This is a genomic window from Allobosea sp. TBD101 (assembly GCF_059817965.1).
On record NZ_CM187543.1, the window covers coordinates 3,947,460 to 3,961,799 of the forward strand.

A 14,340-nucleotide genomic window follows, 5' to 3' on the forward strand; every position below is an offset into this window, starting at 1 on the left:
CTTTCTGCCCAGACGATTCTATCCAGACCCGACAGAGTTTCGGAGCGCGCGATGCAGACCTTCTTCGTCGAGATCAAATGCAAGCTCGGCAAGACCTACGAGGTCGCCAGCGAACTGGCCGATCGCGAGATCGCCTCCGAGATCTACTCGACCGCCGGCAATTACGACATCCTGGCCAAGTTCCATGTCGCAGCCGATGTCGATATCGGCCATTTCGTCGCGCAGAAGGTGCAGTCGATCCCCGAGATCGCCGACACCCATACGATCATCACCTTCAAGGCGTTCTGACCTTCGCGGCGACGGCGCGGAGAATTTGGCGAATCGTTTCCGGCGCTTGCGTGCGATTTCTCGCATGCCGATTCAGCATCTTGCCAGATTGCTTCAAGTTCGCGCCTGCGCCTTCCTTTCGAATCCGGCGAAACTGCTAGCGGCATCCCGACGGCTTGACGGCATGGGGGCTTTCGCGCGACCAGCATCCCTCTGACTGCAGGGACCATCGCGCCATGAAAAGCACGCTCTCCTCCGATCTGCGCTCGGGCGCGCTCGTCTATCATCGCCAGCCCCGGCCCGGTAAGCTCGAGATCCAGGCGACCAAGCCGCTCGGCAACCAGCGCGATCTGGCACTAGCCTATTCCCCCGGCGTCGCCGCTGCCTGCGAAGCGATCGTCGATGATCCCTCCGAAGCCGCCGAGCTGACCTCGCGCCAGAACCTCGTCGCCGTCATCACCAACGGCACGGCCGTGCTCGGCCTCGGCGATATCGGCCCGCTCGCCTCCAAGCCAGTGATGGAGGGCAAGGCCGTCCTCTTCAAGAAATTCGCCGGCATCGACTGCTTCGACATCGAGGTCGAGCAGAAGAACATCGAGAAATTCGTCGAGGTGGTCGCCGCGCTGGAGCCGACCTTCGGCGGCATCAATCTCGAGGATATCAAGGGGCCGGAATGCTTCGAGATCGAGGAGCAGCTCAAGGCCCGGATGAACATCCCGGTCTTCCATGACGACCAGCACGGCACGGCGATCATCGTCGGAGCCGCCGTCCTGAACGGGCTAGACCTCGCGGGCAAGAAGATCGCCGACGTCAAGATCGTCGTCTCCGGCGCGGGCGCCGCCGCGCTCGCCTGCACCAACCTGCTGGTCGAGCTCGGCGCGCAGCGTAAGAACATCTGGGTCACCGATATCGACGGCGTGGTCTACAAGGGCCGCAACACGCTGATGGACCGCTGGAAGGAGGTCTATGCGCAGGAGACCGACGCCCGGACGCTCAGCGACGTCATCGGCGGCGCAGACATCTTCCTCGGCCTCTCCGCCGCCGGCGTGCTCAAGCCCGAGATGGCCAAGCAGATGGCACAGAGGCCGCTGATTCTGGCACTCGCCAATCCCAATCCCGAGATCACCCCGGAAGACGCGCTCGCCGTTCGCCCCGACGCGATGATCTGCACCGGCCGCTCGGACTATCCGAACCAGGTCAACAACGTCCTCTGCTTCCCCTACATCTTCCGCGGCGCGCTCGACGTGCAGGCGACGACGATCAACGAGGCGATGAAGCTCGCCGCCGTGCGCGCCATCGCCTCGCTCGCCCGCGAGGCGACCTCCGACATCGCGGCGCGCGCCTATGGCGGCGAGGCCTCGACCTTCGGTGCGAATTCGCTCATCCCGAACCCGTTCGATCCGCGCCTGATCATGCGCATCGCCCCGGCCGTCGCCGAGGCCGCGATGGCGACCGGTGTCGCCCGCAAGCCGCTGCTCGACATCGAGGCCTATCGCGAGCAGCTCTCGCGCTTCGTCTTCCGCTCCGGCTTCCTGATGAAGCCGCTGTTCCAGAAGGCGAAGGCCGATCCCAAGCGCGTGATCTATGCCGAGGGCGAGGACGAGCGCGTGCTGCGCGCCGCCCAGGTCGCGCTGGAGGAAGGGCTCGCCATCCCGATCCTGATCGGCCGCCCGAGCGTGATCGAGACGCGCATCCAGCGCTTCGGCCTTACGCTCAAGCCCGGCGTCGATTTCGAGGTGGTGAACCCCGAGGACGACCCGCGCTATCGCGACTATGTCCAGACCTATCTCGACATTGCCGGCCGGCGCGGTATCACGCCCGAGGCGGCGCGCTCGCTGGTGCGCACCAACAACACGGTGATCGCGGCGCTCGCCGTCGCCCGCGGCGAGGCCGATGCGATGATCTCGGGCCTCGAAGGCCGGTTCATGTCGCGCCTGCGGCATATCAAGGACATCATCGGGCTGGCGCCGGACGTCTGCGACCTTGCGGCGATGACCCTGATCATCACCAACAAGGGCGCCTTCTTCATGTCGGACACCCATGTGAAACACGACCCGACGGCGGAGGAGATCGCCGACATGACCGTGCTGGCGGCGAGCCATGTCCAGCGCTTCGGCATCGATCCGAAGATCGCGCTGCTGTCGCATTCCGATTTCGGTGCGGCCGATACGCCCTCCTCGCTCAAGATGCGCAAGGCGCTGAAGCTGATCCGCGAACGGGCGCCGCATCTCGAATGCGACGGCGAGATGGAGGCCGATACCGCTCTCGTGCCGCTGATCCGCGAGCGCGTCCTGCCCTCCTCGACACTGAAGGACATGGCCAACGTCCTGATCTTCCCCAATCTCGACGCGGCCAACATCTCCTACCAGTTCGCCAAGGTGATGGCGGATGCGCTGCCGGTCGGGCCGATCCTGATCGGCACGGCCAAGCCCGCGCATATCCTCACCGGCTCGGTGACGGCCCGCGGCGTGGTCAACATGACCGCCGTCGCGGTGGTCGAGGCGCAGGAGAGCGCGGCGGAAGCGGCCAGCCGCTGAGCCTGTAGCCAGCTCCTGACAATCACGGCGCGAAAACCACGGCCCCATCGTCGTTTTCGTGCTTGGCAGACTCGACGTAACGGGGTCTACTTCCCCCGTCGGGCATCGCTCGCAACGGCGCCCGGCTGAGGGAGGTTGCCATGCTCGACGTCACGCGCCGCCATGCCCCCTTGGCGCTCGCTGCCATCCTGGCCGCAACACGCGCAGCCGCCCAGGGCCGCATCGTCTTCCACCGCGGCAATGACGGCGATCCGGAGACGCTTGATCCGCACAAGACCTCAACCGTCGCCGAAGCCCATCTGCTGCGCGACCTGCGCGAAGGGCTCGTCATCCACGACATGAAGGGCGAGGTCGCGCCCGGCGTCGCCGAGAGCTGGACGATGAGTCCGGACGGCAAGACTTGGCGCTTCAGGCTGCGCGACAACGCGAAATGGTCGAATGGCGACCCGGTCAGGGCCTCGGATTTCGTCTACTCCCTCCGGCGCATCATCAATCCCGAGACCGGCGCGAAATACGCCAACCTGCTGTTCCCGATCCGCAATGCCCAGGCGATCCACAAAGCGACCGCCGGCTCATCAATCGAAGCGCTCGGCGTCAGCGCTCCAGACGAGGGCACGCTGGAGATCGCGCTGGAGCAGCCGACGCCCTATCTGCTCGAACTCCTGACCCATCAGAGCGCCCTGCCGATGCACCAGGCCAGCGTGGCCATGGCGGCGCAGGAGCCGGCGCGGCCGGAGAACTGGATCACGAACGGCCCTTACATGCTCAAGGAGCTGGCGCCGAACTCGCATATCCGGCTCGACCGGAACCCACATTTCCACGCAGCCGCCGATGTGAAGATCGATACGGTGATCTTCTACCCGGCCTCCAACCTCGCGGCGGCGGCGCGGCGCTTCCAGGCTGGCGATCTGCATCTCACCACCGACATCCCGGCCGACCAGTTCAAGGCCCTGAAGGAGAAGCTCGGTGATCAGGTCAGGATCGGTCCCTATCTCGCGACCTATTTCCTGATCATCAACAGCGCCAAGCCACCCTTTGACGACGAGCGTGTCAGGCGCGCGCTCTCCTTGCAGGTCGATCGCGAATTCATCGCCGACCGCATCTGGGGCGGCACGATGCTGCCGGCCTATGGCGTGATCCCCCCGCATATCGGCAACTACGGCGAGCGCGCCGAACTCGATTTCCGCCATGCCTCGGTGCTGGAACGCGAGGAAGAGGCGAAACGTCTGCTCGCCGCAGCCGGCTTCGGCAGCGTCCCGCTCCAAATCGAGTTCCGCTTCAATACCACAGACAATAACCGCCGCACGGCGGAAGCGATCGCCGAGCAATGGCGCGCCATCGGCGTCGAAACCCGCTTCGTCGAGACCGATTTCCGGACGCATTTCGCCTATTTGCGTGACGGCGGCGATTTCGACGTCGCCCGCTATGGCTGGGTCGGCGACTATTCCGATCCGCAGAACTTCCTGTTCCTGTTCGAGAGCGACAATGCCGGCTTCAACATCGGCAAGTACAGGAACCCCCAGTTCGACGCGCTGATGAAACTCGCGACCGAGGAACTCGACCTCGCCCGGCGCGCCACGATCCTGCGCGAGGCCGACAGCATCGTCATCCGCGAGGAGCCCTGGATTCCTGTGCTGCATTACTCGACCAAGAACCTGGTCTCGCCGAAGCTTATCGGCTTCGAGCAGAACCTGCGCGGCGCGATCCCGACGCGGTTCCTGAGCCTGAAGGCATGAAGCCCTCTCGGCCGGCCCTGCACCAGACGCCGGGCCGTTTCCCCGCCTTGAGGCTCGCAACCGGCGCCAAGCTTCGCTAGGAAGGATCCGCGTTCCCTTCCAATCAGCGAGTCCGCATCGATGAGCCGCATCGTCTACGTCAATGGCGCCTATCTTCCCGAGGAAGAGGCCAAGATCTCTGTTTTCGACCGCGGCTTCATCTTCGGCGACGGCATCTACGAAGTTTCGGCAGTGATCGGTGGCAAGCTCGTCGATTGCGAGGCGCATCTGACCCGGCTCGAGCGCTCCTGCGGAGAGATCCGCCTCGGCCTGCCCTGGTCGAAGGCCGAGCTCGTCGCGATCCATGAAGAGCTGATCAAGCGCAACAACCTCGACGAGGGCGGCATCTACCTGCAGGTCTCGCGCGGCGCGGCCGATCGCGACTTCCCCTTCCCGAAGGATGTCCAGCCGACGCTGGTGATGTTCACCCAGGCCCGTAACTTCGTGAACGCGCCGGGCGCCAAGACCGGCATCAAGGTCGTCTCGACGCCGGACCTGCGCTGGGCGCGCCGCGACATCAAGAGCGTCAACCTGCTCGCCCCCGTGCTCGCCAAGCAGTTCGCGCTGGAAAGCGGCGCGCAGGAGGCCTGGCTGGTCGAGGACGGCGTGGTGACCGAGGGCGCCTCCTCCACCGCCTGGATCGTCAAGGGCAAGACGCTGATCTCGCGCCCGCTCTCGCACAAGGTGCTGCCGGGCATCACCCGCAAGGCCGTGCTGGCCTATCTCGCGGAATCCGGCTTCACCTTCGAGGAGCGCGAGTTCACGCTGGAAGAGGCGCTTGACGCCGAGGAGGCCTTCATCACCTCCGCGACCAGCCTCGTCATGCCGGTGACCACGATCGACGGCCACACGATCCATAACGGCGCGCCCGGCCCGACCGCGCAGCGCCTGCGTGATATCTATATCGACTACGCCCGCAAGGGTGGCGTGCTGGGCTGAGCCCCTACGCGGGCCATCCCGGACAAGCCGCGTGAGCGGCGCCGATCCGGGATCCATGCCTGAACCGTTCCGGCATGGATCCCGGGTCTGCGCTTCGCTGCGCCCGGGATGACCTTGAGGTGGTGGAAAGGTCTTTACAGACCCGCCCGCTCCCCCATCACATAGGTCGCGGCGACATTGCGCTCGTCGCCGAGCGTGACGAGCACGAAGAGTTCCTCTGCGAGATCGCGCACCGTCTCCATGCGATGCGCCATCGCCCGCGTCGCAGCCGTATCGAGCACCACGACATCTGCCTCGCGACCGGGCTCGAAGCCCCCGATCACATGATCGAGTCCGAGCGCAATCGCATTGCCGCGCGTGATCGCATGCAGTGCCGCGAAAGCGGAAAGCGACTGCCCCTGCAAATGCAGCACCTTGTAGGCCTCGGCCATGGTCCTGAGCATCGAATAGGACGTGCCACCGCCGATATCCGTGGCAACCGCGACCTTCACCCCGCGCTGCCGGGCATGGGCCCAGTCGAAAAGCCCTGAGCCAAGGAACAGGTTCGAGGTCGGGCAGAACACCGCGACCGCGCCCGTCTCGGCAAAGGCCTGCCATTCGTTATGGATCATGTGAATGCAGTGGCCCATCAAACTTTTCGGGCCGAGCAGGCCGTAGCGCCGATAGATATCGGCATAATCAGCCGCTTCCGGATAAAGCTCGCAGGCGAAGGCGATCTCGGCCCGGTTCTCGTCGATATGGGTCTGGACATGGCAATCGGGATGCTCGGCCGCGAGCCTCCCTGCCGCCGCCATCTGCTCCGGCGTCGAGGTGATCGCGAAGCGCGGCGTGATCGCGTAGAGTTGCCGGCCCCTGCCGTGCCAGCGCGCGATCAGCGCCTTCGAATCGCGATAGCTGCTCTCGGCCGTGTCGGTCAGCGCTTCCGGCGCGTTGCGGTCCATCATGACCTTGCCGGCGATCATGCGGGTATTGCGGCGCTGCGATTCCGTGAAGAAGGCCTCGGCCGATTGCGGATGGACCGAGCAATAAACCGCCGCCGTGGTCGTACCGTTGGCCAGCAACTCGTCGAGGAAGAAGCGTGAAAGCTTCTCGGCATGGCCCTGTTCGCCGAGCTTCTGTTCCTCGACGAAGGTGTATTTGTTCAGCCATTCCATCAGTTGCGCGCCATAGGAGGCGACGACCTGCGTCTGCGGCATGTGGATATGGGCGTCGATGAAGCCCGGCATGATCAGATGCGGGCGATGGTCGACGATCTCGGCATCAGCCGGCAGTGTCCGCAGCAGGTCACGCGCCTCGCCCGCCGCCTTGACCAGCCCGTTCTCGATGATGAGCAAACCATCCGCGATGAAGCGATGCGCGGCCTCGCCAGCCGTGTGCGGGTCATCGACGAACCAGAGCAGGCGGCCGCGCAGGCCACGCAGAACGGTGGATGCAGTCACGTCGGGCAGCTCCGGCACAATTCCACATCACATCTGCACCAAATCGAAGCTTCCGGCCAAGCGCGGATCATGCCTAATCTGCAGGCATGATTTGGCTTTGCGAAGGAAGCGGGCGTGATGCGTGAAAGCTTGCGCTTCCTGCTCGGCGACAGGCTGGTCGAGATCGATCGCTGCGATCCGACCTTGACCGTGCTCGACTGGCTGCGCCTCAACCAGCGCATGACCGGCACCAAGGAAGGCTGTGCCGAGGGCGATTGCGGCGCCTGCACCGTCGTTGTCGGGCGGCTCGATCGCGGCCTGCTGCGCTACGAGGCGATCAATGCCTGCATTCGCTTCCTGCCGACGCTGGACGGCTGCCAGTTGCTCACCGTCGAGCATCTGAAGGGCGTGGACGGCGCCCTTCACCCGGTCCAGCAGGCAATGGTGGAGTGCCACGGCTCGCAATGCGGTTTCTGCACGCCGGGCTTCGTGATGTCACTGCTGGCGCTCCGGCTGAACGAGGCGGAGCCAAGCGTCGGCCGCATCGAGGATGTGCTCGCCGGCAACCTCTGCCGCTGCACCGGCTACGAGCCGATCATCGCCGCCGGCCGCCGCATGGACGAGATCGCGCCGCGCGAGGCGGATCGCTTCCTGCTGGAGCGCGAGGCCGTTGCGACGCGGCTCACGGCCTTGAGCGATGACGAGACGCTGGCCTTGCAAGGAGACGGCGGCCGGTTCTATGCGCCAGCAACGGTCGAGGCTTTGGCTGAACTCGTCGCGGCCCATCCGCAGGCGACGCTGATTGCCGGCGCGACCGATGTCGGGCTCTGGGTCACCAAGGCGATGAAGCGGCTCGACCCGGTGATTTCTCTCGGGCGGATCGAAGCGTTGCGCGCCATCACCGACGAAGGCGACCATCTCCGCTTCGGCGCGATGGCTGGTCATATCGACGTCCGCACGGCACTGGCCGCCCTCTCCCCACAGCTCGACGAGTTGATGCGGCGCTTCGGCGGCGAGCAGGTGCGCAATGCCGGCACGGTCGGCGGCAACATCGCCAACGGCTCGCCGATCGGAGACCTGCCGCCAGCGCTGATCGCGCTGGATGCGACGCTGGTGCTGGCGCGGCGCGGCGAAACCGGAATCGAGCGCCGGAGCGTTCCGCTCGAAAGCTTCTTCATCGAGTACCGCAAGCAGGACCGGCGCCGGGGCGAATTCGTCGAGGCCGTGCTGGTGCCGAAGCTGGCGGAGGGCATGCTGTTCAATACCTCCAAGGTCTCGAAGCGTTTCGACGAGGACATTTCCGCCGTCTGCGGCGCCTTCAAGCTGACGCTCGGCAGCGATGGGCGGATCAGCGAAGCCCGCCTCGCCTATGGCGGCATGGCTGGCGTCCCGAAGCGCGCGGCGGCAGCCGAAGCGGCCCTGGTTGGTCAACACTGGAGCGAAGAGGCGGTCACGGCGGCCATCGCAACCCTCCCGCAGGATTTCTCGCCGCTCGACGACATGCGCGCCTCGGCGCATTATCGGCTGACGATCGCCGGCAACCTGCTGCGCCGTTTCCTGATCGAGACGACCCAAGCCGGGATGCAAACGCGGGTCGCCGGCCTGCTGGCGGAGGCCGCCCATGGCTGACGCGCGCCGCAAGCTCGATATCGGACTGGAGAGCGGCCCGGTCGGCAGCTCCCGCATCCATGATTCCGCGCCCAAGCATGTCGCGGGCGAAGCGCTCTATATCGACGACATCGCCGCGCCCGAAGGCCTGCTGCACGCCTATCTCGGTACGAGCACAATCGCTCATGGCCGGCTACTCTCCCTCGATCTCGCCGCGGTCCGTGCCGCGCCGGGTGTCGCTGTCGTGCTGACAGCCGCGGATATCCCCGGCGCCAACGACATCTCCTCGACGCATCTGCATGACGAGCCGGTCTTCGCGACCGATGCCGTCCTGTTCCACGGCCAGCCGCTCTTTGCGGTTGTGGCAGAGACGCGCGAGCAGGCCCGACAGGCCGCGGCATTGGCGAAGGCGGAGTATGCCGAAGAAGCGCCGCTGATCGACATCGCTGCGGCACGCGAGGCCGGCGGCAAGCTGGTCACCGCCCCGCTCAAGCTGGAACGCGGCGATGTCGCGGCAGCCCTGGGCGTAAGCCCGCGCCGGCTGCAGGGTTCAATGACGATCGGTGGGCAGGAGCATTTCTACCTCGAGAGCCAGATCGCGCTCGCGATCCCCGGCGAGGACGAGGACATGGCCGTGCTGGTCTCGACCCAGCATCCGAGCGAGGTCCAGCACATGGTCGCGGCCGTGCTCGGCGTCGGCTCGCATGCGGTGACGGTCGAGGTGCGGCGCATGGGCGGCGGCTTCGGCGGCAAGGAGACGCAGGCCAATCTCTTCGCCTGCGTCGCCGCGATTTGCGCCCACAAGCTGAAACGCCCGGTCAAGCTCCGGCCCGACCGCGACGACGACATGGCGATCACGGGCAAGCGCCATGATTTCGTCTGCGACTATGAGATCGGCTTCGACGACGAGGGCCGCATCCATGCGCTCGATACCGTCTATGCGGCGCGCTGCGGCTGGAACGCCGACCTGTCGGGGCCGGTGACCGACCGCGCCCTGTTCCACATGGATAATTGCTATTTCTATCCGGCGGTGCGCGCCCGCTCCGAGCCGCTCTTCACCAATACCTGCTCGAACACCGCCTTCCGCGGCTTCGGCGGCCCGCAAGGCATGGTCGGGGCCGAGCGCTTCATCGAGGAGGTCGCCTTCGCCACCGGGCTCGACCCGCTGGAGGTGCGCCGGCGCAATCTCTATGGCGGCGCCGGCCGCGACGTCACGCCCTATCACCAGACGGTCGAGGACAATATCGCGGCGGATGTCATCGCCGAGCTGGAGCGGCGCTGCGACTACCAGGCCCGCAAGGCCGCGATCCGCAAGGCCAACAAGACGAGCCCGATCATCAAGCGCGGCATCGCGCTGACGCCGGTGAAGTTCGGCATCTCCTTCACCGCGACCTGGTTCAACCAGGCCGGGGCGCTGGTGCATGTCTATACCGACGGCACGGTCGCGCTGAACCATGGCGGCACCGAGATGGGGCAAGGACTCTACGTCAAGGTGGCGCAGGTCGTGGCGCATGCCTTCGGCATCGGGCTCGACCAGATCAAGATCACCGCGACAACGACCGGCAAGGTGCCGAACACATCGGCGACCGCCGCCTCGTCGGGCTCCGATCTCAATGGGATGGCAGCGCTCGATGCCTGCGAGACGATCAAGAAGCGGCTGACGGAGTTTGCCGCGAAGCACTGGCAGGTCGAGGCAGAGGACATCGCCTTCCTGCCCGGCCGCGTGAAGATCGGCACCCGCGAGATCGCCTTCAAGGAGCTGATCGCGGCCGCCTATATGGCTCGCGTCCAGCTTTCGGCGACGGGCTTCTACGCGACGCCGAAAATCCATTGGGACCGCAAGGCCGGGCGCGGCCACCCCTTCTATTATTTCGCCTATGGCGCCGCGGCAGCCGAGGTCGCCATCGATACGCTGACAGGCGAATACAAGGTCGAGCGGGTCGATATCCTGCATGATTGCGGGCAGTCGCTGAACCCGGCGATTGACAAGGGCCAGATCGAGGGCGGCTTCGTACAGGGCATGGGCTGGCTCACGACCGAAGAGCTGGTCTGGGACAGGAAGGGCCGCCTCTGGACCCATGCGCCCTCGACCTACAAGATCCCCGTCGCCTCGGACCGTCCGCGCATCTTCAACGTCCATCTGCTGGACAATGCGCCGAACCGCGAGCCGACGATCCACCGCTCCAAGGCGGTGGGCGAGCCGCCCTTGATGCTGGCGATCTCGGTTCTGCACGCGCTGTCGGATGCGGTGGCGAGCGTCGGCGATCACCGCATCTGCCCGCGCCTCGATGCGCCCGCGACGCCGGAGCGCGTGCTGGATGCAGTCGAGCGCGTCAGGGCTGAGGCGGGACGATGACCCTCGCCGCTTTCCTCACAGCTCATCAGCGCGACGGCATCGTTCTCGTCCGCATCGAAGTCGCGGAAGGCTCGACGCCGCGCGAGGCCGGAGCTTGCATGGCGGTGAGCCCCGGCGCTATCGCTGGCACCATCGGCGGCGGGCAGCTCGAACTCCACTGCATCGACCTCGCCCGGCATATGCTGAGCGACGGCGCCGAGGATCAGTTGCTCGACATTCCGCTCGGCCCGCAGATGGGGCAATGCTGCGGCGGGCGGGTGCGCGTGTCGCTGCGCCATGCCGGCGCGGCCGAGATCGCGCTGTTCGGCACCCGCGAGAAGGCAGAAGCCGCGGCGCGGCCACCGGTCCTGATCTTCGGCGCCGGCCATACCGGCCGCGCGCTGGCGCATGCACTGGCGCCCCTGCCCTTATCGGTCTCGCTGATCGACGACCGCGATGACGTCATGAGCGGGCTGCCAGCCGCGGTCACCTGCATCCGCATGGCCGATCCCGTCGATGCGGTCGCGAGCGCGCCGGCCAAGGCCGCCTTCGTCGTGCTCTCGCACAGCCACGCACTCGACTACCGGCTGACGGAGGCGGCTCTGGCGCGCGGCGATGCGACTTATGTCGGCATGATCGGCTCGGCCACCAAGCGCGCCCGCTTCGAGGCCGGTTTCCTGCGCGCAGGCGGCCGGCGTACGGCGCTCGACCGCCTCACCTGCCCGATCGGCGGTTCGGATGTGGACGACAAGCGCCCGGAGGTGATCGCGGCCTTGACGGCAGCCGAGCTGGTGCGTTGCTTGCTTGGCCGCCGGGAGCCGGCGAAAGGGAGACGTTCGCGACATGAATCAGCCGCGTGAGCAGGAAGTGCCGCCGCGGCTGGCGCTCGCCCATATCTCGAAGAGCTTTCCCGGCGTCAAAGCCAATGAAGACATCAGCCTGAGCGTCCAACCCGGCGAAATCCACGCCCTGCTTGGCGAGAACGGCGCTGGCAAGTCGACGCTGGTCAAGATCATCTACGGCGTCCAGCAGGCCGACGAAGGCACCATCTCCTGGAACGGCTCGCCGGTTTCGATCCCCTCGCCCAAGGCCGCGCGCAAGCTCGGCATCGGCATGGTCTTCCAGCATTTCTCGCTGTTCGACGCGATGACGGTGATCGAGAACATCGCGCTCGGGCTCGACGAAGCCGTCGATCGCGACGAGCTGAAGCAGCGCGTCGCCGCCATCCTGCAATCCTATTCGCTGCCGCTCGACCCCGAGCGCGAGGTCCATACGCTCTCGGTCGGCGAGCGCCAACGCATCGAGATCGTTCGCTGCCTGCTGCAGAAGCCGAAGCTCTTGATCATGGACGAGCCGACCTCGGTGCTGACGCCGCAGGAGGTCGAGCGCCTGTTCGCGACTTTGCGCCAGATCGCGGCCGAGGGCTGCTCGATCCTCTACATCTCGCACAAGCTGCACGAGATCAAAGCGCTCTGCGACAGCGCCACGATCCTGCGCGGCGGGCACGTCGTCGCGACCTGCGACCCCAAGATCGAGACCACCAAGCGCATGGCCGAGCTGATGATCGGCGCGGAACTGCGCAAGATCGAGCACGGCAAGGCAACCGGCACCGGTGCGGTCCGGCTGGAGATCAAGGGTCTGTCGCTCCCCGGGGAGCCACCCTTCGGCACCGATCTGGAGAGCGTTTCCTTCGAGGCGCGGGCCGGCGAGATCCTCGGCATCGCCGGTGTCGCCGGCAATGGACAGGCTGAACTTCTGACCGCGCTTTCGGGCGAAAAGCTCGCGGCCCATGCCGAAGCGATCAGGCTCGACGGGAAAGCCGTCGGTCTGGAAGGCGCAGGGGCGCGCCGGGCGCTTGGCCTCGCCTGCGTGCCGGAGGAGCGCAACGGCCATGCCGCCGTGCCGGATTTCTCGCTCTCGGACAATAGCATCCTGACGGCGCGCCATCGCCTGCCGCTGGCGCCGCATGGCTTCATCAGCCGCGCTAGCGTGAAGCGTTTCGCCGATGGCGTGATCAAACTTTTCGACGTTCGGACCACCGGCAACGCGGCGCTGGCCCGCTCGCTCTCGGGCGGCAATTTGCAGAAATTCATCATGGGCCGCGAGATCGGGCAGCAGCCCGCCGTACTCGTCGTCTCGCAGCCGACCTGGGGCGTCGATGCCGGTGCTGCCGCCGCGATCCGGCAAGAGCTTGTCGATCTCGCCGCCAAGGGCTCGGCCGTGGTGGTGATCTCGCAGGATCTCGATGAATTGCTGGAGCTCGCCGACAGGCTCTGCGTCATCAACGAGGGCCGGCTCTCGGCCCCGCGCCCGGTTGCCAGCCTCGGCATCGACGAGATCGGCCTGATGATGGGCGGCGTCCATGGCGCGGAGGCGGCCCATGCTTGAGTGGCGTCGTCGCCGCGAGCCGAGCACGCTGATGCTGCTCGCAAGCCCGCTGATCGCGATCGGGCTCACCATGCTCACGGGCGTGATCGTCTTCACCGCCATGGGTTATGACGGCTTCCACGCCGTCGAGAGCATCTTCCTGACGCCCTTCCTTGAGCCGCAACGCTGGGGCGATATCGGGGTCAAGGGCGCGCCGCTCGTGATGATCGCGCTTGGCCTCGCCATCGGCTTCCGTGCCAATGTCTGGAACATCGGCGCCGAGGGGCAATACGTCATGGGCGCCATCGCCGGCACCGGCGTCGCCCTCCTGACCCATGACATGACGGGATGGTGGATCCTGCCCGCCATGGTGCTGGCCGGCATCCTCGGCGGCATGGCCTGGGCCGCGATCCCTGCCTTCCTGCGGGTGAAATTGCAGGTCAGCGAAATCCTGACCAGCCTGATGCTGACCTATGTCGCCGTGCAGTTCCTGTATTTCCTCGTGCGCGGCCCCTGGAAAGACCCCGGCGGCTTCAATTTCCCGCAGACCCGGATGTTCACCGCCGACCAGACGCTGCCGACGGTGCTGGAAGGGACGCTCGTCCATCTCGGCATCCCCGCCGCGCTCGTCCTCGCGGTCATCGCCTGGCTGCTGATGGAGAAAACGACGGCGGGCTACGCGATCAAGGTCGTCGGCCTGGCGCCCGCAGCCGCGCGCCATGGCGGCTTCAGCGCGGCGCGTACGACCTGGGCGACGCTGCTGATCAGCGGCGCGCTCGCCGGCCTCGCCGGGCTGTTCGAGGCAGCCGGCCCCTTCGGCCAGCTCACGCCGCAATTCCCGGTCGGCTACGGCTTCACGGCGATCATCGTCGCCTTCCTCGGGCGGCTGAACCCGCTCGGCATCGTCTTCGGCGGCATCGTGCTGGCGGGAACCTATGTCGGCGGCGAGATCGCGCAATCGACAGTCAGGCTGCCGCAGGCGGCGACCGGTCTGTTCCAGGCGACGTTGCTGTTCATGCTGCTCGCCACCGACGTGCTGGTGCGCTGGCGGATCGCCTTCAAGCGGAGGGCGACGTGATGGCTTCGATGCGCAC

At 66.4% G+C, this 14,340-nt stretch carries 10 protein-coding genes; 9 read left to right on the top strand and 1 reads right to left on the bottom strand.

Annotated features, from left to right (window positions below; genetic code table 11):
• The first annotated feature begins 51 nt into the window (after positions 1 to 51).
• The 4 genes from AC6RIC_RS19245 to AC6RIC_RS19260 all read left to right on the top strand — a co-directional run bounded on the left by AC6RIC_RS19245 (position 52) and on the right by AC6RIC_RS19260 (position 5,518).
• Positions 52 to 288 (top strand): Lrp/AsnC ligand binding domain-containing protein, encoded by a 237-nt coding sequence (locus tag AC6RIC_RS19245; protein ID WP_038361355.1) that lies wholly within the window; start codon positions 52 to 54, stop codon positions 286 to 288.
• Between the two features lie 215 nt (positions 289 to 503).
• Entirely contained in the window at positions 504 to 2,804 is a 2,301-nt protein-coding gene (locus tag AC6RIC_RS19250; RefSeq protein ID WP_499733529.1) for an NADP-dependent malic enzyme, read from the top strand.
• Between the two features lie 140 nt (positions 2,805 to 2,944).
• On the top strand, positions 2,945 to 4,540 hold the full coding sequence (locus tag AC6RIC_RS19255) for a peptide ABC transporter substrate-binding protein (protein WP_348704757.1): 1,596 nt from the start codon (positions 2,945 to 2,947) through the stop codon (positions 4,538 to 4,540).
• A gap of 120 nt (positions 4,541 to 4,660) precedes the next feature.
• Positions 4,661 to 5,518 (top strand): D-amino-acid transaminase, encoded by an 858-nt coding sequence (locus AC6RIC_RS19260; protein WP_499733530.1) that lies wholly within the window; start codon positions 4,661 to 4,663, stop codon positions 5,516 to 5,518.
• Between the two features lie 134 nt (positions 5,519 to 5,652).
• Here AC6RIC_RS19260 and guaD read toward each other — a convergent pair whose 3' ends face one another.
• Positions 5,653 to 6,957, bottom strand: coding sequence for a guanine deaminase (gene guaD, locus AC6RIC_RS19265; protein ID WP_499733531.1), 1,305 nt, complete (start codon positions 6,955 to 6,957; stop codon positions 5,653 to 5,655).
• Positions 6,958 to 7,074: 117 nt separating this feature from the next.
• Here guaD and xdhA point away from each other — a divergent pair, with 117 nt between their 5' ends.
• The 5 genes from xdhA to AC6RIC_RS19290 are packed head-to-tail and all read left to right on the top strand — an operon-like array spanning position 7,075 to position 14,324.
• Complete coding sequence (gene xdhA, locus AC6RIC_RS19270; protein ID WP_499733532.1) at positions 7,075 to 8,565, top strand: xanthine dehydrogenase small subunit; 1,491 nt, start codon at positions 7,075 to 7,077, stop codon at positions 8,563 to 8,565.
• Positions 8,558 to 10,900, top strand: a complete 2,343-nt coding sequence (gene xdhB / locus AC6RIC_RS19275) for a xanthine dehydrogenase molybdopterin binding subunit (RefSeq protein WP_499733533.1) — start codon at positions 8,558 to 8,560, stop codon at positions 10,898 to 10,900. The genes xdhA and xdhB overlap by 8 nt, the downstream gene beginning before the upstream one ends.
• Positions 10,897 to 11,739, top strand: a complete 843-nt coding sequence (gene xdhC / locus AC6RIC_RS19280; RefSeq protein WP_499733534.1) for a xanthine dehydrogenase accessory protein XdhC — start codon at positions 10,897 to 10,899, stop codon at positions 11,737 to 11,739. Before xdhB ends, xdhC begins: the two co-directional genes overlap by 4 nt.
• On the top strand, positions 11,723 to 13,267 hold the full coding sequence (locus tag AC6RIC_RS19285; protein WP_454657708.1) for an ABC transporter ATP-binding protein: 1,545 nt from the start codon (positions 11,723 to 11,725) through the stop codon (positions 13,265 to 13,267). The genes xdhC and AC6RIC_RS19285 overlap by 17 nt, the downstream gene beginning before the upstream one ends.
• A complete protein-coding gene (locus AC6RIC_RS19290) occupies positions 13,260 to 14,324 on the top strand; it encodes an ABC transporter permease (RefSeq protein WP_499733535.1) in 1,065 nt (354 codons plus the stop codon). The genes AC6RIC_RS19285 and AC6RIC_RS19290 overlap by 8 nt, the downstream gene beginning before the upstream one ends.
• Positions 14,325 to 14,340: the final 16 nt, after the last annotated feature.

What these genes read in the sequence shown, in the direction of transcription:
- AC6RIC_RS19245 (WP_038361355.1), top strand. Translation starts at nt 52, where the DNA reads ATGCAGACCTTCTTCGTCGAGATCAAATGCAAGCTCGGCAAGACCTAC.
- AC6RIC_RS19250 (WP_499733529.1), top strand. Translation starts at nt 504, where the DNA reads ATGAAAAGCACGCTCTCCTCCGATCTGCGCTCGGGCGCGCTCGTCTAT.
- AC6RIC_RS19255 (WP_348704757.1), top strand. Translation starts at nt 2,945, where the DNA reads ATGCTCGACGTCACGCGCCGCCATGCCCCCTTGGCGCTCGCTGCCATC.
- AC6RIC_RS19260 (WP_499733530.1), top strand. Translation starts at nt 4,661, where the DNA reads ATGAGCCGCATCGTCTACGTCAATGGCGCCTATCTTCCCGAGGAAGAG.
- xdhA (WP_499733532.1), top strand. Translation starts at nt 7,075, where the DNA reads ATGCGTGAAAGCTTGCGCTTCCTGCTCGGCGACAGGCTGGTCGAGATC.
- xdhB (WP_499733533.1), top strand. Translation starts at nt 8,558, where the DNA reads ATGGCTGACGCGCGCCGCAAGCTCGATATCGGACTGGAGAGCGGCCCG.
- xdhC (WP_499733534.1), top strand. Translation starts at nt 10,897, where the DNA reads ATGACCCTCGCCGCTTTCCTCACAGCTCATCAGCGCGACGGCATCGTT.
- AC6RIC_RS19285 (WP_454657708.1), top strand. Translation starts at nt 11,723, where the DNA reads ATGAATCAGCCGCGTGAGCAGGAAGTGCCGCCGCGGCTGGCGCTCGCC.
- AC6RIC_RS19290 (WP_499733535.1), top strand. Translation starts at nt 13,260, where the DNA reads ATGCTTGAGTGGCGTCGTCGCCGCGAGCCGAGCACGCTGATGCTGCTC.